13 protein-coding genes and 1 other RNA gene are annotated in these 17,956 nt (G+C 56.7%); 2 read left to right on the top strand and 12 right to left on the bottom strand.

Annotated features, from left to right (window positions below):
• Positions 1–3: 3 nt before the first annotated feature.
• Complete coding sequence (locus ACB034_RS07270) at positions 4–372, bottom strand: DUF2787 family protein (RefSeq protein WP_005345165.1); 369 nt, start codon at positions 370–372, stop codon at positions 4–6.
• Positions 369–836, bottom strand: coding sequence for a DNA repair protein RadC (gene radC / locus ACB034_RS07275; protein ID WP_219144166.1), 468 nt, complete (start codon positions 834–836; stop codon positions 369–371). The genes ACB034_RS07270 and radC overlap by 4 nt, the downstream gene beginning before the upstream one ends.
• A 260-nt stretch (positions 837–1,096) precedes the next feature.
• Between radC and ACB034_RS07280 the strand changes: the two genes are divergently transcribed.
• Positions 1,097–1,474 carry a hypothetical protein gene (locus ACB034_RS07280; RefSeq protein WP_219144165.1) on the top strand — a complete coding sequence of 126 codons (378 nt, stop codon included), beginning with the start codon at positions 1,097–1,099 and terminating at the stop codon, positions 1,472–1,474.
• A gap of 287 nt (positions 1,475–1,761) precedes the next feature.
• Here the strand turns inward: ACB034_RS07280 and ACB034_RS07285 are convergent, their stop codons facing one another.
• From ACB034_RS07285 to ACB034_RS07300, 4 genes are read right to left on the bottom strand one after another with little or no spacing between them, the layout of a single operon-like run.
• The gene (locus ACB034_RS07285; protein WP_335861623.1) at positions 1,762–4,941 is read right to left on the bottom strand and encodes a DEAD/DEAH box helicase family protein; all 3,180 of its coding nucleotides are present in this window, start codon (positions 4,939–4,941) and stop codon (positions 1,762–1,764) included.
• A 34-nt stretch (positions 4,942–4,975) separates the two neighbouring features.
• On the bottom strand, positions 4,976–5,476 hold the full coding sequence (locus ACB034_RS07290; RefSeq protein ID WP_335861624.1) for a DUF1643 domain-containing protein: 501 nt from the start codon (positions 5,474–5,476) through the stop codon (positions 4,976–4,978).
• Positions 5,473–6,792 carry a restriction endonuclease subunit S gene (locus ACB034_RS07295; protein WP_335861625.1) on the bottom strand — a complete coding sequence of 440 codons (1,320 nt, stop codon included), beginning with the start codon at positions 6,790–6,792 and terminating at the stop codon, positions 5,473–5,475. The genes ACB034_RS07290 and ACB034_RS07295 overlap by 4 nt, the downstream gene beginning before the upstream one ends.
• Positions 6,789–8,750, bottom strand: coding sequence for a class I SAM-dependent DNA methyltransferase (locus ACB034_RS07300; RefSeq protein ID WP_335861626.1), 1,962 nt, complete (start codon positions 8,748–8,750; stop codon positions 6,789–6,791). The genes ACB034_RS07295 and ACB034_RS07300 overlap by 4 nt, the downstream gene beginning before the upstream one ends.
• Positions 8,751–9,240: 490 nt before the next feature.
• Here ACB034_RS07300 and ACB034_RS07305 point away from each other — a divergent pair, with 490 nt between their 5' ends.
• Entirely contained in the window at positions 9,241–11,886 is a 2,646-nt protein-coding gene (locus ACB034_RS07305) for a phage/plasmid primase, P4 family (protein ID WP_247141191.1), read from the top strand.
• A gap of 196 nt (positions 11,887–12,082) precedes the next feature.
• Here the strand turns inward: ACB034_RS07305 and ACB034_RS07310 are convergent, their stop codons facing one another.
• The 6 genes from ACB034_RS07310 to mmsB form a co-directional block, all read right to left on the bottom strand.
• On the bottom strand, positions 12,083–13,222 hold the full coding sequence (locus tag ACB034_RS07310) for a site-specific integrase (protein WP_198506214.1): 1,140 nt from the start codon (positions 13,220–13,222) through the stop codon (positions 12,083–12,085).
• Positions 13,223–13,306: 84 nt separating this feature from the next.
• An RNA gene (gene ffs, locus ACB034_RS07315) (signal recognition particle sRNA small type) lies at positions 13,307–13,403 on the bottom strand.
• A gap of 102 nt (positions 13,404–13,505) precedes the next feature.
• The gene (locus ACB034_RS07320; protein WP_042029128.1) at positions 13,506–14,294 is read right to left on the bottom strand and encodes a sulfite exporter TauE/SafE family protein; all 789 of its coding nucleotides are present in this window, start codon (positions 14,292–14,294) and stop codon (positions 13,506–13,508) included.
• 92 nt (positions 14,295–14,386) lie between these two features.
• Positions 14,387–15,823 (bottom strand): arginine-ornithine antiporter, encoded by a 1,437-nt coding sequence (gene arcD / locus ACB034_RS07325; protein ID WP_026458072.1) that lies wholly within the window; start codon positions 15,821–15,823, stop codon positions 14,387–14,389.
• A 357-nt stretch (positions 15,824–16,180) separates the two neighbouring features.
• Positions 16,181–16,942, bottom strand: a complete 762-nt coding sequence (locus ACB034_RS07330; RefSeq protein ID WP_371172486.1) for an SDR family oxidoreductase — start codon at positions 16,940–16,942, stop codon at positions 16,181–16,183.
• A gap of 51 nt (positions 16,943–16,993) precedes the next feature.
• Positions 16,994–17,914, bottom strand: a complete 921-nt coding sequence (mmsB, locus tag ACB034_RS07335; protein WP_371172487.1) for a 3-hydroxyisobutyrate dehydrogenase — start codon at positions 17,912–17,914, stop codon at positions 16,994–16,996.
• Between the last annotated feature and the right edge of the window lie 42 nt (positions 17,915–17,956).

The following is a 17,956-nucleotide window of genomic DNA, read 5'->3' on the forward strand; positions in this document are numbered from 1 at the left end:
CGATTACTCAGGGGTTATCTTCAGGCGGTAGACCTCCATCCGGTGATAGTCGAGAAAGTTCCTCTCCCAGAGCCGGTAGAGGTCCATGGTGGTGGCCAGCGGCCGCTCTCCACACCAGAGCTGTGAGGCCAGCCCGGCGTTGAAGTCAAAATCGAGATCCTTGACCAGCTCGCCACCGAGGTAAGTGAACTCGGTGACGTAGGCCATCCCCCAGCTACCAGCCCGTTTTTCCAGACGGATTTCGACCGGACGGTAACCGCCCGTGTCAGCGGAATAATCGGGACTGCGGAAGTTGAGGGTCAGGGCAGTGGCATCGGGGTGGAGGTCGATTAACTTGGCGAACAGGGCCTGTAGCGGTTTGGATGGGGTCATAGCAGCCCCCTGTCGGCAAACGAAACGATGTCGTGCTGTCCCACCACAAAGTGGTCGAGCACTCGCACGTCTACCATCTCGAGCAGATCCTTGAGACGAGTGGTAACAGCCTTGTCGGCATCCGAGGGGTCGACCATGCCGGAGGGGTGGTTGTGGGCCAGTATGACCGCTGCGGCGTTTCTGTTGAGGGCCGCCTTGACCACCTCACGGGGGTGAATGGTGCCCGCATTGATGGTGCCGAAGAACAGCTCCTGGTAATCGAGCAACCGGTGTTGATTATCGAGCAGCATGACGGCGAACACTTCCCGCTCGTACTCCCCCATCTTGAGCCGAAGGAAGTCTGCTGCCGCTTTGGGCTGAGTGAAAGCGTGGCCCAGATGCCGCTGTCGGCTCTCCAGAATGGCCAATGCCTGATTGATGATGTGATCGTCCTGTGCAGGATGATCATCGTAGTGATGTGTCATAACAGTAACCTCGCGTCGTTTGGGTACACGAGTTACTTATGCCAAGGGGCCTGGTTGTTATTGAATCCGAGCGGGGCTGGTATAAGGAGTTCGGGGCCCACATTCACCTACGAGCCCTCTTAAAAATTTTTAGACGGATTTCACGGTTTTCCCTTTCATGACGCGATATGTTTCCACTCGCGGTCAAAAAAGAGGGATTAAAACCCACTTGAGACCAATTATTAGCAATATCGTCTCGTTTTGTGTGAAGGAGAACACCAGTGGCAACTACTCATTTTATCCCCGCTCAGCCCAGTGAGTACGGTTACATCATTGTAGAACCAAATGACAACGGAGAAGCGACCCTTGAGCGTTACCCATTGCTCGGGTACGCCGTCAAGATTACAGAAGGTGGGTCAGATGATCTCAAGATACAGACACTGCCAGTCTGCACAACAGGTGAGAGCTTCACCCCGAACTTCATCCAGCGCTATGACGGCACCTTCAGCCGAGCTGATGGTGAGTACCTCTGTCACTCCCTGTCAGAGATGATGAATCTTTTCGGTTTCGAAGCAGATGATCTGCATACACTTCCCCCGGCAAATGCTAAGGAGCTATCCAAGTATGTATGGCGGCCTCTACGGAATCCACAAAGCTAACATCTGCTGATTTTGGATCGGGCCCTTTTGCCCGCCATCAAAGGCAAAGGGGCCATTTCTGATGTTCAATCTGCTGAAATTTCAGCTATTTATAGAACTTTTTCTGTATGAAATCTCGTAGAAAAAGTTCTTAAAAATGCCAAAATTTCAGCAGATCGGCAGACCTACTCAACCTGTCCCAGATGGCTTTCCCGTACCTGCTCCCACTTCTTTTGTTCGGTGGCGTTGCCCCTGCTTGTAAAGGCTGAAGGTGCACGTCAGCCCAGGCATGCCTCTCCAGCAAACGCCTACTGGCTCTGTGTCCGTAATGACTGATGGCCAGCCAACCCCTCGAGCAGCAAGTCCAGCAGCATATTCTGCAAAGCCTTGGCCTTATCGGGGTGAGAGAGGTACGTCAGCGACATGCCCTGCTGGGTTTCCATTCGCCCGATGACGGCTTCATCCACCGCATTCGGGAAATCGCCATGCAGAATCGATTCCCGTGGGTTATTGCGGACCTGTTCCATCAGGGGACCGTTTTCACTCAGCTTGGTCACCATCCCCTGCACCCAGTCGAGCTTGTCCCCATCAGTCACTTCCAGGCCAAACAGATCGTTCATCCGAGCCAGCAGCTCGGAGAGGAAATCCTTCTTCTCCTCTTTCGGCTTGGCACTGCCGAGGGATGCGATGCCCTCCAGCCCATAACCGGCAGCATTCTCTTTGAGTTGCAGATCCTGGGTCCGCTTGGCCTTGAGGTGGTAGTGGCTCAGCATCACCGAGGAAAGGTCTACTTGCTCTTCATCCAGCACCTCTTCCCGCAGCAGAGGCAGCAGGTGGCGTGCAAAGACACACAGCCGCTCCATGTCATAATCGTCGAAGGGGGTGATCTGGGAGACAAACTCATAAAACCGCACATAGCCGTTGAGGTTCTTCTTGAACAGCTCCAGCACCGAACGGGCTTCCCCAGCCTCCTTCAGGCGACGTTCGGCATTGACCTGATCGCTACCTGAACCGCCCTGTTCCATCAGCCATTTGAGCTGGGTCCGACACTCCCGAATAGCATCGATGGCCAGCCGGTAACGCTTGGCGAAGCGATCTCTGGCCGGAACGGCGTGCCGCAAGAAGGCATCGGCACCCCGTTTGGGGTCGAAGTAGGCATCGGTAAAGGCCACCACCTCGGGCCAGGTAAAGATCCCCTCCCCCTTGAGCTTGTGGAACAGGTCATAGATCAAGTTGGGATCCGACACTGAGTCCAGCGTGGCGGTTTCGTAATACTTCTGGAACTCTTCCAGCACATCCTGCGGGTCGTTCACGAAGTCGAGTACATAGGTACTCTCCTTGCCCGGATAGGTGCGATTGAGCCGCGAGAGGGTCTGGATGCAGTCCACCCCGGTTAAGCGTTTGTCCACATACATGGCACACAGCTTGGGCTGATCGAACCCAGTCTGGAACTTGTTGGCCACCAGCATCACCTGATAGTCAGCAGTATCGAACGCCTTACGCATGTCCCGGCCCTTCAGCTCCGGGTTCATGTTCCGCTCGTTCCACGTCTGCCCCTCGTCCTCTATGTCGCCCGAGAAAGCCACCATGGCCCGAATGGCTTGATAACCCTGGTCCTTAACGTACTTGTCGAAGGCCAGCTTGTAGCGGACCGCCTCCATCCGGCTGCTGGTTACCACCATCGCCTTGGCTTGTCCGCCCAAGAGTTTGCCAACATGCTGGCGGAAGTGCTCGACTATCACCTGCACTTTCTGGCCAATGTTGTGCGGGTGCAGCCGGACCCACTGGGATAGCTTGCGCTTGGCCTTCTTGCTGTCCACTTCTGCATCAGCCGCTTCGCTATCCATCGCCAGCTTGAACGCCAACTGGTAGTTGGTGTAGTTCCGCAACACGTCAAGGATGAACCCCTCCTCGATCGCCTGGCGCATGGTGTAGACATGGAATGGCTCGGGTTTGTTCTCATCCGAAATGGGCAGATGGGGCTTGGGCGGGCGACCGAACAGCTCCAGCGTCTTAGCCTTTGGAGTAGCAGTGAAGGCGAAGTAGCTGATGTTCTGACTGCCGCCACGGGCAGCCAAAGTCAGGTTCATCACATCCTCGGCCGAGAGCTCTTCTTCATCATTCAACTGCTCGGCCATCAACACCTCACGCAGCTGACGGGCAGTCTTGCCGGTCTGGCTGGAGTGAGCCTCGTCGGCCACCACCGCAAAGCGGCTGGCCTTCAGGCTGGTACTCTCCTGAATGGCCTTGAGCACATGGGGGAAGGTCTGAATGGTGACGATAATGATGGGAGTGCCGCTGGTCAGTGCCTCGGCCAACTGAGCAGATTTGCTGCCATCCCCCTCTTCCCGATTGATCCGGGAGATCACCCCGGATGCGTGATCGAACTGAGCGATGGTCTCCTGCAACTGGCTATCGAGCACGGTACGGTCGGTGACGACGATGACGGAATTGAATAGCTTCTCACTCTCTCCGGCATCGGTGTCACGCCGCAGCGACGCGAGCTGATGGGTCAACCAGGCGATAGAGTTCGATTTGCCAGAGCCCGCCGAGTGCTGGATCAGGTACTTCTGCCCGCTCCCTTCTTGGCTCAGCGTTGCAAGCAGCGTCTCCACCACCTTCCACTGGTGATAGCGGGGGAAGATCATCGTCTCTTTTTTCTTGATGCGGCCCAGAGCGTCCTCTTCGTGCTTCACCTGCAGATGCAGATAGCGACCCAGAATATTGAGGAAGGTCTCGGGCACGAAAATCTCCTGCCATAGGTACTCGCTGGCATAGCCGGTCTCAGGCTGATCGTTCCCTGCCCCGCCCTTGGCGGTGCCACGGTTGAACGGCAAGAAGAAGGTATCTGCTCCGGCCAGCCGCGTGGTCATCGCCACCTCAAACTGATTGACGGCAAAGTGCACCAGCGCCCCGCGACGGAAAGCCAGCAGCGGCTCACGCTTGCCCGCCGTCACCAGTGGGCGGTCGAAGCGGTACTGCTGCTTGGCGTTCTCCAGGCTCTGTTTGAAGCAAGACTTGAGCTCCAGCGTTGCCACCGGGATGCCGTTGAGAAACAGAGTGAGATCGAGTCGCCCATCATAGCCGTGAGGGCTGTAAACCAGCTCTGGCACCACCCGCAGTCGGTTCTTGGCATACCGCTCGACCAGCTCAGGGTTAAGATCATGGTCAGGCTTGAAGGTGGCCACCGCCAGCCGGTGCCCTCTGTCCTCAACCTGATGACGGAGTAACCACAAGGTGCCCCGCTCATCGCTCTCAAGGGATCGAACCACGGCGTTGAGCAGATGACGCTCTGGCTCCTCACCGTAGGTCTTGCAGTATTTCTGCCACCCCTCTGGCTGGCTCTCCTGCACATAGGCGATCAAATCTTCGGGGTAGAGGGCTCGCTCTTTGTCATAGTGTACCGACTCGCCCACCAACCAACCTGATGCGGCCAATTGCTCGATGATATGATCCTGAAAGGCTTTTTCCCGTGCTTTGTTATCCATTGTGACTTCACATCCGTTTAATCGACAACGTACCCTATTTAGTCCACCTGATTGGGGTGAGGGTACTTTTGAGATAAAGAGGGTGAGCTGGTTCCCCCGATTGATTGAGTTGCAGATAATGCAGTTCAGTTAACAAGCCTCGAACGTGGGATGAACGTTGCTTAAAAGCCCCATGATTACCCCATGCGGCCACTACCACCCCAGCATGATTAGCGAGCTCGCTAAGCCAGTCATTATTGTTAATACCTATCGGCTCTGCGGCTACTTTCATATCATCAGGGTCGGTAGCCCTATAAGCGAAGAGGTTGGCCATCACCAAGCCACCATAGCCCCAACTTTTTGCAAAACTAATGCAACGGCGAATAGTGGGATCATCCTCTGTCTCATCTGCAGTGGATGGGTTCAGTCCGATAAACAGGGCATAAGGTTTGCTGCTGTCCCATACCCGACTTAAGGCGTAACGGTAACAACGACACTCAGAAAGGACTGCATAGCTGGCAAGCTCAGGGTATTGCAAAGCACTAAAAAGTGTCATGCGGCCACCTCTTCGGCAGGCGGCGTCCAACCCCGCAGATCGATCTTGCCAGTGACGGCGGCGGAGATCAGGGCGGTGCGGCGTTCTTGGAGTAGTTCAACTTTGCGATTAGATAGTTGAACCAGCCGTTCAAAGTAAGAATCTTTTTCTTTTAAAGACCTCTCTATCATCTCTCGCTCTTCACATGGAGGCAAAGGGATTTCCATACTGCCAAGATTGCCAATCGTAAGTTGATTTATTGTTGAAGTTAAAAAAGAGCCTGATTGATACTCAAATAAAGGGGAGTTTAGCACCCAATACAAGTACGAATTCAGGTTGCTTCGATACAGAACCATGAAAGCACCAAAAGCCATCCCGATTGCTTCCTCTGTAATCAGTGCATTTTTTCCGATTAGTTTTCTGCTGCCGTTCCTAGAGCAAATTAATAGGTCATTTTTCTTGGTTCTGATTCGCCCTGGTATATCCATATTGACATATACATTGTCAGTAAAACTCAGCTTGGCATTCTGAATATTTGATGATCGAAGCACTAAGATACCGTCGCCTTCGGAAACAACATCATCTGGAGAATAGGTCAGGCCATTCTTTGCATCACCTATATATTTCAAGCGTGTTACAATCCAATGCTCCGGCACTTGGCCGAGCCACTCGACGCAGGAGTCTTTCATGGGGGCGTTGGGGTTGAGGCCCTTGGTGACGGCGTGGGAGATCACCGCCTGCCGCTTCTCTTTCAGCAGCTCGATCAGCCGCTGCTGCTGGGCAATCAGCCGATCAATCCGGGCAGTTTCGTAGTCGAGAAAGGCAACTATTACATCTTGAGTATCGAGAGGTGGTATAGAAAACTCAAAATTTAAAAACTGAGGTAGCCGCAACGAGTCCACTGTAGACTTTGCATTTCCCTCTAAGGCGACCTTATAAAAGTTTGATGACAGATAGTAATATACAAATCGACCAGTAACTCCGGTGAAATCACTCAGCATATATACTCGCTGATGGTAATCAAACTTACCATTATAATAATGGTAAACTTTCCCAACACCAACGCCATCACCTGCTGTCAGTACAGCCTCACAATCAGCAGTATAAGTACCTATTCTTTCCACTGTTTGTGACCGGACAAAGAATGGATATTCCCCATCATCCTCTGCATTTACCGTATCTTTGTTTCCAGTCTGTATGCTACATAGATACTTTAATTTTTTTAACGACCATTGTGCAGGAATATGACCCAACCATGCCACTCCCGAATCGTTATATTCCGGATAGGGACGATACTTGCCCACCAGCCCTTGCTGTGTTGCTACTGCCTCACTCATGAGTGCACCTCCGCCAGCAACTGCATAATCTCCTTGGCGACCGCATCGAGATCGGCATCGATGGCTGCCAGCTCGCGGGGGGGCTGGTACTGGTAGAAGTGGCGGTTAAAGGGGATCTCGTAGCCAACGATACCCACCTGGCCATCGAGTGGGTCGGTTTTACTGGTGTCTATCCAGGCATCCGGCACATGGGGCAGCACCTCACGCTTCAGATATTCATGAATGTCTTCCCCCAGCGGCACATTTTCGTTATCCCGCAGATCCGCATTAGCCTCCTGCTCGCCCTTTGTTTTACACACTTCGGCGGCGTCGTCCTGCTCACCCAGATGGCTCACCAACAGCTTAAAGGCCGGGGCTGGCAGCTTTACCTCCCCCAGCAACTTGGTCAGCTGCTTTTTAAACTTGTCGCGAGAGAGCAACTTGGCCTCAGCGAACTGACCCAAGGCAGTCAGGATGGCGGACTGCAGGGTGCCATCGAGCTTGGCCCAGCCCTTATCGGCAGTGAGGCTGGCAAGGCGCTCGGCATCGTGCGGGGTGAACGCCAGTTTCAGCGGCCGCTCCACGGTAATACGGCGATAACCGAAGGCGGTGGTGGGGAAGATCTTGGCGATCGGGCTCGCCTCGAAACGGCTGGCGAGACGCACTACTTCCTCGATGGCTTCGTCGCTCAGTTGCTTACGCTTGGAGCCCAACGACTTACGCATGGGGCTGTGCATGTCGCTGGCGTTGATCAGCAGCACCTTGCCCTTACGCTCGGCCGGTTTGTGGTTCGACAGCACCCAGATATAGGTGGCGATGCCGGTGTTGTAGAACATGTCGGTGGGCAAGGCCACCAGGGTATCGAGCAGGTCGTGCTCGAGGATATAGCGGCGGATCTCGCTCTCGCCGCTACCCGCCCCACCGGTAAAGAGCGGCGAGCCGTTGAGGATGATGCCGATACGAGCACCCTCCGGCTTCATCTTGGCGATCAGATGTTGCAGAAACAAGAGTGAGCCGTCTGAAACACGGGGCAGACCCGCCCCAAAGCGGCCACTGTGGCCCTTTAGCAGGTGTTCGTCCCTTACTTGCTTCTCGACCTTCTTCCAGTCCACCCCGAATGGCGGGTTGGAGAGGCAGTAATCGAACTTCTCCAGCGGCAGCTGGTCGTCGGATAGGGTATTGCCCAACTTGATGTTGCTGATGTCCTGACCCTTGATCAGCATGTCGGCCTTACAGATGGCAAATGACTCGGGGTTGAGCTCTTGTCCAAAAGTGGCCAGACGGGCAGCGGGGTTGAGCTCATGCAGGTACTCCATGCCGCATGAGAGGAAGCCGCCGGTGCCCGCCGTGGGGTCATAGATGGTCCGCACCACCCCTGCCGTCGTCAGGGCCTCGTCATCGGCAGCAAACACCAGAGAAGTAGTCAAACGCACGATGTCACGGGGAGTGAAGTGCTCACCGGCAGTCTCGTTGGAGCTCTCGGCAAACTTGCGGATCAGCTCCTCGAACACCAGACCCATGTGGTAGTTGTCTACGGTCTCGGGGGAGAGATCGACGTTGGCGAAATTGCGGACCACCTTGTAAAGCAGGTCGGCATCTTCCAGCAGATCGATGCTGGCGGCAAAGTTGAAGTGCTCGAACACCTCGAATGCCTCACGGGAAAAGCCCCGCACATAAGCATCCAGGTTATCGCCAATCTGCTTCTCGCCAAGGTTGTCGAGGGTGAGCTTGGCGGTATTGTAGAAGCTCTGCCCGGCGGCATTGAGCAGCAGCTTATGGCGGGCCAGCTCGGGCAGCGCCTTGGTGCTCTCTGCGGTGGTCAGCACCTTGTCACGGGTCGGGGCCAGCACGCACTCCAGACGACGCAGGACGGTGAACGGCAAAATGATGCGGCCATACTGGGACTGCTTGAAATCACCTCGCAGGAGGTCAGCCACCGACCAGATAAGATTGGCAAGGGATGAGATATTGGTAGTCATGGAAACCCCGTGGGACCGCCTTGCGGTCTGAGACAGACGAAATGGCAGGGATTCTACCACGGGAAGCCAGTCATGGGGGTGATATAGGTTGCACTTAACTCCCTGAATGGACGTACATGTCGCATTTTCAAGCGGATCGATTTTGACCTGCTGATGGGGGCGTCCCGTCCGTGGAGCCGACAAGGGAAGCAGCAATATTGTGAACTTGATCCCACTATCGAGATCACATGAAAAAATCTTTGATCGTGGATTTTGCGTTGTTCACAACGAAAACTCGAAATGAGACCTTGGGGAGGAAAAAAGAGGGGTTGTATTGCTTCTGCCGATCCGTATAGTCGGGGTTGTCGGCGGGCAGACGCCCCCGCACATCGCACCTTGGCTCACGCCATAGGCCCACGGGGGGCGCTGTTACCCGACCTGATTACCGCCGCTTGGAACACACTCAACCTAATTTTAGTTCCACAGCAGCGGTCATCGAAGGAGAGACACCATGTCTCAAAAACAACAAGTTGACCTTGAATTTGCCCTGGCCGATGCAGGCCACTCCCTGACTCTCGACTTTGCTGCCATCAAAGAGCAGTTCCCCATCATGGATGTCGCTTCGGCTCTGACTGGGCAAGACGTCAAGAAAGTCGGCTCCAACACCTATCGACTGGACGATGCCAGTTGCCCACTGTGCGGTCATAACGACTGCTTTACCCTCTATCCCGACGACGATAGATTCCACTGCTATAGCTGTGAAGAGAGAGGGGACGTGTTCGAGCTTATCGTTAAGTGCGAGCAAGCAGATAGTGCAAGTAACGCTGCTCGCCTGCTCTTGCTGAACAAGCTGGAGGTGACCCCAACAGTTCGCAAGGTGGTGAAGCTGGAGCAACCAATCTACACAGCCCCACCCGCTCGCCTGCAGGAACTCTTCAATCTCGCAGCTAGTCACTATCAGTCCCGTCTGAATTTAGACGAACTGATGGAGCTGCGTGGCCACTCTGAGGAGGTGCTGGTGGGGCTGGATATCGGCTTCTCCGGTGGCCTGAACAAGGCACTGAAGGATGCCGGGTTCAGCCAAGAGGAGCGGCTGGCCTCCGGTCTGGTCAAGGCCAGCCAGGAGAGCCCAGACCTCCTGCGTGACTTCTTCCCGCATGGTGTCTATGTGTTCCCGCACTTCGACCGCAACGGACAAGTCAGTCGCTTCACCTTCAAGGATCCAAACAAGGGTCAGCCGTACCAACTGCCGAGCCGTCATTGGCTTAACGGGGTCCAGTTCTACGGAGAAGAGAGCCTGAATGCCCCCGGCCCTGTCGCCTTGGTAGAGGGGGAGAATGACCGACTGTCACTGGTAGATGCCGGTTGGCCGGGCCCTGTGCTGGCTACCATTGGCACGCTGTCACAGACCCAGCTGGAGTGGCTGAAGCGTGAGCTGGCTGACCGTGATGTCGTGACCTTCTTCGACACCGACGAGGCGGGTGACAAGTACCGCTCCAAGGTGGCCCAACTCGGCCTCAAGTTGACACAAGTCAAGCTGCCAGATTGCGTGAAGGACATTGACGAATACCTGCATGGCGACAACCCCTTGCCTCTGACCGAACTGGTGGCGGCATTCACCCTAGTTGAGCCTGTGGCTGAGGTCGAAGCCGAAGCCGAAGCCGAAGCCGAAGCAGTTCAGGACGATGATCAGCAGCCGGAAGTAGTCAAGGTCATGCCACGTACTGCCATCTTTGAAAACGAGCTCAACGATTCGGCCAACGCTGAACGGTTCGTGCAGATGCACGGGCATAACCTGAAGTTCGTCCCTGAGTTAGGTGGCTTTATCTACTTCGATGGTACGCACTGGACCCAGAATGACTTGACGCCCATGATCCTTGCTCAAACCGTGGGCAAAGAGATCCAGGAAATCGGACAGATGTTGATCAAGCAGGCGTGCAAGAAAGAGGAGCTGTCTTGGGCCTATGCAGTGCTCAGACACGGTTCTAGCAGCCTTAACCGGGCTGGCATTCAGAACATGCTGGAACTGGCCAAGCCGATGATGACGGCAAGACTGCACGAGCTAAACGCCAATCCGATGCTGTTGGGCACGGCGAACGGTGTCATCGACCTGAAGTCGGGTCGCCTGTTGGCACCGAGACGGGCATTCATGATTACCCACCATAGTCCGGTGGCCTATGACCCAGCCGCTGTCTGCCCGCGATGGGAACAGTTCATCGGCGAGATCACCTGTGACGATGCCGAGTATGCCGCCTTCCTGCAACGTTGTGTGGGCTACTGGATCACCGGCCGCACCGAAGAACAGCTCCTGTTCTTCCTTCACGGGGGCGGCTGCAACGGCAAGAGTACCTTCATGTCGGTCATTCAGCAGTTGCTGGGAGAGTTCAGTCGGCAGATCAGCAGTAACGTCTTGCTGTTCAACCGCAACGGCAATACCGGTCCGAACCCGTCCCTGACCAAGCTGGTGGATGCACGCCTCGTGGTCGCCAACGAGCTGCCAGAGGGCTCTCGCATGGATGAGAACTTGGTAAAGGCCATGACAGGGGATGACGTGATTGTCGCTCGTGCTCCCTACGCCAAGAAGGAGATGGAGTTCCGCCCATCCTTCTCTCTGGTGATGGTGGGCAACCACAAGCCCGAGATCCGCGATACCAGCAATGGTATGTGGCGTCGGATGCTGATGCTGCCATTCAATGCCTCCTTCACGAAGGCACAGCTGGACCCAATGCTGATGGAGAAGCTACGGGCCGAGATGCCCGGCATTCTGAACTGGGCCATCCAGGGCTGCCAGATGTGGCAAGAGCAGAGACTCAAGGCATCGATTCCTGCTCGCCTCAAGCAGGATGTCGAGACCTACCGTGCCGAGTCGGATATGGTAGGCTGCTTCCTGGAAGAGTGCACACAGACCAGAGCAGGGGCCAAAGTGCCCATGAGCGAGGTCTACGCAGTCTACAGCCGCTGGACACAGCAGAACGGTGAATGGGCCATGAAGCAGTTGGCCCTCAAGAAGAAGCTGATTGAGAAGGGCTTTGCTGTCCCCCGCTACAACAGCAAGGCAACCGTCATCGGGTTGACCCTGCTCGATAGCGAGATGGCGGACATGACGGTCTCAACCCACCGAGAGCAGCCGGAGACAGGAGCGAACTACACAGTATGACGAATGGGGGGCCTGCGGGCCCCTCTGCCGTTTTTGACTTTCCCGTTTTGCCCGCCAACAAAGGGAAAGGGTCCAAACCAAGCAGTCAATCTGCCGAAATTTCAGCTATTTATAGAACTTTTTCTATACGAGGCTTCGTAGAAAAAGTTCTTGAAAATGCCAAAATTTCAGCATCTCGGCAGACCCACCCTTCCCTTTATCCGGCATCAGCAAAGGATGAGAGGGCCGCCTCTATCACCTCTTTGAGCTTCTCCAGTGAGACATCCCCTCCATATCGGTCATAGCTGATCGCCCCGTTGGTGTGACCCAAGATCGCCGCCGCATACTGCAATGGCACTCCGTGATCTTTGAGGGCTGTTCCCACGGTATGCCGCAGGCTGTGGAAGTCCTTATCTACAGGGCGATGGCGGCTAAACCACTGCCCCCACAAGTGGCTGTATCCATCCTGGCGATGGGGCAGTTCAGGGAAGAGGCGTCCCCCTGCCCTCCCCTTCACAAACTCGATGAAACCGCTCTGGATGAGGTGTCGATGGAGAGGAACGAGACGAGCACTGTTGACCGTCTTGAGTTTCTGGTCTGGCCGTCCATTGCGAATATTCAGGCACCATATACCGTCAACCTGTTGCACATCATCGGCATAGAGCTGACAGATTTCGTTGGCACGAGCTCCGGTGAACAGACCCAGCAGAGCAATCCACCTACGGTGGGGCTCTTGCTGCTCAGCCCACCCGATAAACTTGCGACGTTCTTCCGCTGTGTATCCACTTCGTGAGTTCACCTCCTTGGCTCGCTGCAGCTTCAATCCGGCGAAGTGATTGACGATCCCCTCCTGATGGTTAACCAGCCAGTTAAACAGCAGGGAGAGCTTCTGAAGATATTTGTTGATGGTGGTCGGGCTCTTGCCGGAGTTCAGCAGACCCTCCTTGAACTTGACCACGTCCGCTTTGCCATAGTCAACGACCGGTCTATCACCCAGTGCCTTGATGAAGCAGCCGATGTAGTTCTTCTGGTTGCTGAGTTCTTTCGGTGCCCAAGAGAGGGCCTTCTCTTTCAGATAGCGGTCACTCAAGACCGACAACAGCGGAGCAACCGGTTTGGCCGCCGGAACAGCAGGCTTGATATTCGGCTGAGGTTGCGGGTTCTCTGGCTCGCTTGTGGGTTGCACAACTGGCTTGGGTCTGGAACGTACGCAGGCAAGCAGCTGAGTCACCTTGTGACGTGCACAAAGTTTGTCTCGGGTATGCAGGGATTTTTTGATCTCTTTACGGCGACCACAGGGGAGCGTGGTGACTTTCCGGTAATACCAGATGCCATGGGGACTGAGCCAGAGATTCATCGATGAGCTCCTCGTCGTCCACACAAAGTGGATGACCAAGGGCTTTAGGAAGCTAACTTATTGAATGGCAGAAACAAGTGGTGGCCCTACCAGCCACATCCCGGCACTCGAGTCCCCCGCCTTGGCTGCTACCTTCCGGTCCTGACCAGGTCGACGGGTTATCAATGCGAGAGGACCAATAGGACCACCGGCGAGGAGAATAGGCAAACTGGCGTATCAATGCAACGGCTTTCTGCACCACGGCAGTTCGTTTGCCTTATTTTTCAACAATCTGCCGAACAGATCAGCTAAACAGCATAAATTTCGCCCCCACCAGCAGCATCAACAGGGCAAATGCCTGCTTGAGGCGCTGGGGCGAAAGGCGGTGCGCCAACCTGGCTCCCACCCGGGCAAACTGGGTACTGGTGAGCACGATACCGACGAGGGCCGGCAGATAGATGTAACCCAGACTCCACTCGGGCAGATCGGGGTTGCCCCAACCGGCATAGAGATAACTGAGACTACCTGCAAAGGCGATGGGCATGCTGCAAGCCGCAGACGCTGCCACTGCGTTGCGCATCGGCACCGAGTTCCAGCTCAAATAAGGCACGGTGAGCGAGCCGCCACCGATGCCAAACAGCGCTGACATCCAGCCGATAATGGAGCCCGCAATGCCGGTGCCCACCGGCCCCGGCATTTGACGCTCAGCTTTGGGCTTTAGATTGAGCCCCATCTGTAGCGCCATGGTCCAGGCGAAGCAGCCGATGATGATGTTGAGGGTGCTGGCACTGAGTAGGTTGGCTGTCATGCCGCCAAGCCAGGCCCCCAGCAGCATGCCGACGGCGAGGCGGCGGATCATCACCCAGTCCACTGCCCCCGCCTCCTGATGCGCCCGAAGCGAACTGAAGCCGGTGAAAATCATGGTGGGCAGCGAGGTACCGAGAGCCAGGTGGGTCACGATGTCGGGCGCCACCCCCTGGGCATGAAAACTGAGTACCAGCACGGGCACTATGATGAGACCGCCACCGATGCCGAACAGCCCCGCCAGCATGCCAGCAAACGCCCCCAGCAGCAGATAACCCATAAACAGCATAACGATTCCTTACGAAACGGCGCAGCTACGCACTGGCTCATGCTGCGCATAAAAAAAGAGATGGCCATCAGGCCATCTCTTCATTGTGCCGTTTAATTGAGGGGAATGGTACCGTCCATCACCTTGTAGAAGGCCAGCACGGCAAACCCGAGCAGGGCCGCCGTCATCCCCTGCTCCAGCCGGTTGAGGCTGCGCAGGGCATGGTGCTGACGGGCTTTCCAGTAGATGAAGATACCCGGGCTGTAGAGCAGCGCCACCAGCAGCAGGTACTCCACCCCGGCGGCATAGACCAGCCAGCAGCCGTATACGGTAGCGACCAGCGCCAGCAACATGTCACGATTGCGCTGATGAGGCTGGCCCTCGTAGGTCTCGCCCTTGAGTGCCAGCTTGAGGCCATAGGCACCGGAGAAGACATAAGGCACCAGAGCGGCCGACGTGGCGATGTTGACCAGCGCCAGATAGGTACTGCTCTGGAAGTAGATGATGATGAGGAAGATCTGCACCAGACAGGTGGAGCACCAGAGCGACACCTGGGGTGAGCCGTTTTTGTTCTCCTTGGCAAACCAGGCCGGGAACACGCCGGTCTTGCCCGCGATGTAGGGCACTTCGGCCGCCAGCACGGTCCAGCTCAGCAGCGCCCCCATCACGGATATCACCAAACCGATATTGATGAGCCAGGCCCCCCAGGGACCGACAACTGCTTCCAGGATCATGGCAGTGGACGGGTTCTTGAGCTGGGCCAGTTGGGGCTGGTTCATCACCCCCAGGGAGAACAGGGTCACCATCACGTAGAGCGCCAGGGCACCAAGCAGCGCCAGCACGGTGGCGCGCCCCACATCCTTGCGATGACGGGCACGAGCAGAGACCACCACGGCCCCCTCGATCCCGATGAAGACCCAGAGGGTGACCTTCATGGTCGATTTGACCTGCTCCATCACTGAGCCCAGCTCGGGATTGCCCTGCCCCCAGATATCCAGGTTGAAGGTATCCAGATTGAAAGCCAGCAAAATGGCGACGCAGAAGACGATGAGGGGTACCATCTTGGCGATGGTGGTCACGATATTGACCAGCGCGGCAACCTGGATCCCGCGCAGCACCAGAGCATGCACCGACCAGATCAGGATGGAGGCGAGCGTGATGGCCAGCGGCGTGTTGCCGTCACCGAAGATGACGTTGTCCGGCGTATCGAAGAAGTAACCGAGCGCACTGAATACCACGATGGCGTAGGAGACGTTGGCCAGCAGCTGGCAGAGCCAGTAGCCCCAGGCTGCGTTGAAGCCGATGAAATCACCGAAACCCGCCTTGGCGTAGCTGAAGATACCGCCATCGAGATCCGGGCGGCGCATGGAGAGGTTCTGATAGACCAGCGCAAGACAGATCATGCCGATGCCCGTGATGGTCCAACCCAGGGCGACGGCCCCGGCACTGGCGTGGGCGGCGATGTTTTGTGGCAGACTGAAAACCCCGGCGCCGACCATGGAGCCGATCACCAGCGAAATGAGGGCGCCCAGCCCTAGTTTCTTGTCCATCTCAATCCTGTTTAATTAGGCGGCGGCAGAGCGTCCCTATTCATACTGCACGCGATATGGGAGGGGCGAGAAATCCATACCCCGTGAAAAAGGCGGCAACTATATTGCATGATTATTCCGGCCGCAATCCTTCGTGCCATCAATCATGCGCCACCTTGACCGCGCGCAATTTTACAGCACTGACCATGAGTGCCTGTGAGCTGAGTCAAATTAAGCAAGACCCATTGATATTTATGATAATTTGGCAAAACAAAAGGGACTCGAACTTATCTATTCAGCAGTATGCAGTCGCCTCGGTTTCGACCTGGCTGCATAAAAAATCCCCGGCTACCAGACCGGGGATTTTTCTGCTCGCCGTTACAAACGCAGGCCGCCGTCGAGCTCGATCATCCGCCCCGACAAGTAGTCATTGGCGAGGATGAACTGCACCGTCTCGGCCAGCTGGCGCGCCTCCCCCAGCACCCCAACAGGTATGGCCTGCTGCATGCGGGCCATCGCCTCCGGTTTCATCGCAGCCGTCATGTCGGTGGCAAATACCCCGGGGGCGATCCCCATCACCCGGATGCCGTGACGGGAGAGTTCCCGTGCCCAGGTCACCACCAGCGAGGCCACCCCCGCCTTGCTGGCGGCATAGTTGCTCTGGCCGATATTGCCGGCGCGGGCGATGGACGAGACGTTGATGATGACGCCCCCCTGCCCCCCTTGCGCCATCAGGGCAGCCCCCTCTCGCCCGCACAGGAAGGTGCCGGTCAGGTTGACGTCGATGACGCTCTGCCACTGGCTCAGACTCATCTTCTCTTGCAGTACTCCCTCCTTTACCTTGATCAGCATGCCGTCCCGCAGGATGCCGGCGCAGTTGATGAGGCCATGCAAGGCGCCGTATTGCTCCTTGATCGCGGCAAAGGTCGCCTCCACCTCGGGTTCGCTCGCCACGTTGCAGACGAACAGGCCACACTGGCCATCCCGGCTGCGCAGTTCGGCCTCGGTCACCTCCAGATCGGCGCGGTTGACGTCGATAAGCGCCAACTGGGCACCTTGCTCTACCAGACTCAGGGCGATGGCCCGGCCAAGTCCCCGTCCTGCCCCCGTGATGGCGATGACCTTCTGCTTGATGTCCATGCATGCTCCTTGTGTTGTCACTGGGTTATTCGGGTGATGGCAACGGCGCCGCTAGCTGTCTTGTTTTTTATCCAGATAAAGCTCGACGATGCTGGAAAAATCTCGCGTATCCTGCCCCTGCGTCGCATGCAGGTTGAACAGGTTGCGAGCGAGCGCCCCCATGGGCACGGCGCTATGGGCATGTTCGGCCAGGGCCATGGCCAGCCCCAGGTCCTTCACCATCAGCCGGGTCATAAAGCCCCCCTGATAGTTGCGGGAGGCCGGTGCGTTCTCCATCACCCCGGGCCAGGGGTTGTAGCGCTCCAGACTCCAGTTGTTGCCAGAACTCTTGCCCATGATGGTGGAAAGCACGCTAGGGTCCAGCCCCTCCTTCACCCCGAGGGCAAGGGCCTCGGCGGTGCCCGCCATGTGGATGGCGAGCAGCATGTTGTTGCACATCTTGGCGATCTGCCCCGCCCCGAGGGCACCGGCATAGAGCAGGTTCTGCCCCATGTGGGCGAGCACGGGTTTGGCGGCCTCAAAATCGGCAAACTCGCCCCCCACGATAAAGGTCAGCGTTCCGGCTGCCGCGCCTGCCACGCCCCCCGATACAGGGGCATCGATAAAGCGGATGCCGCGCGCCCTGGCCGCTTCCCCTACCTGGCGGGCAGAGGCCACATCTATGGTGGAGCAGTCGATGACCAGGGTGCCTGCCGGCAAGGCCGCCAGCAGATCCTGACCGCCCCCCTTTCCGGCATCTTCGCCAAGCCAGAGGGCCCGCACATGTTCCCCAGCAGGCAGCATGCTGATGACCACCTCGCAGTCGCTCACCGCCTCCCGGGCATCTGTGGCGGCGATGCAACCGGCGGCGATCGCCCGGGTCACGCTTTCGTGCACCAGATCAAACACCTGCACCCTGTGACCCGCCCGGGCCAGGTTGGCAGCCATGGGGCCCCCCATGTTGCCAAGTCCGATAAATCCAATCCTTGTCATCCTTTGCTCCTTGCGTTGTCCCTTGTCCGGCGCGCCTTCCCA

Source organism: Aeromonas sp. S18(2024) (assembly GCF_041402525.1).
Lineage (GTDB): Bacteria > Pseudomonadota > Gammaproteobacteria > Enterobacterales > Aeromonadaceae > Aeromonas > Aeromonas enteropelogenes.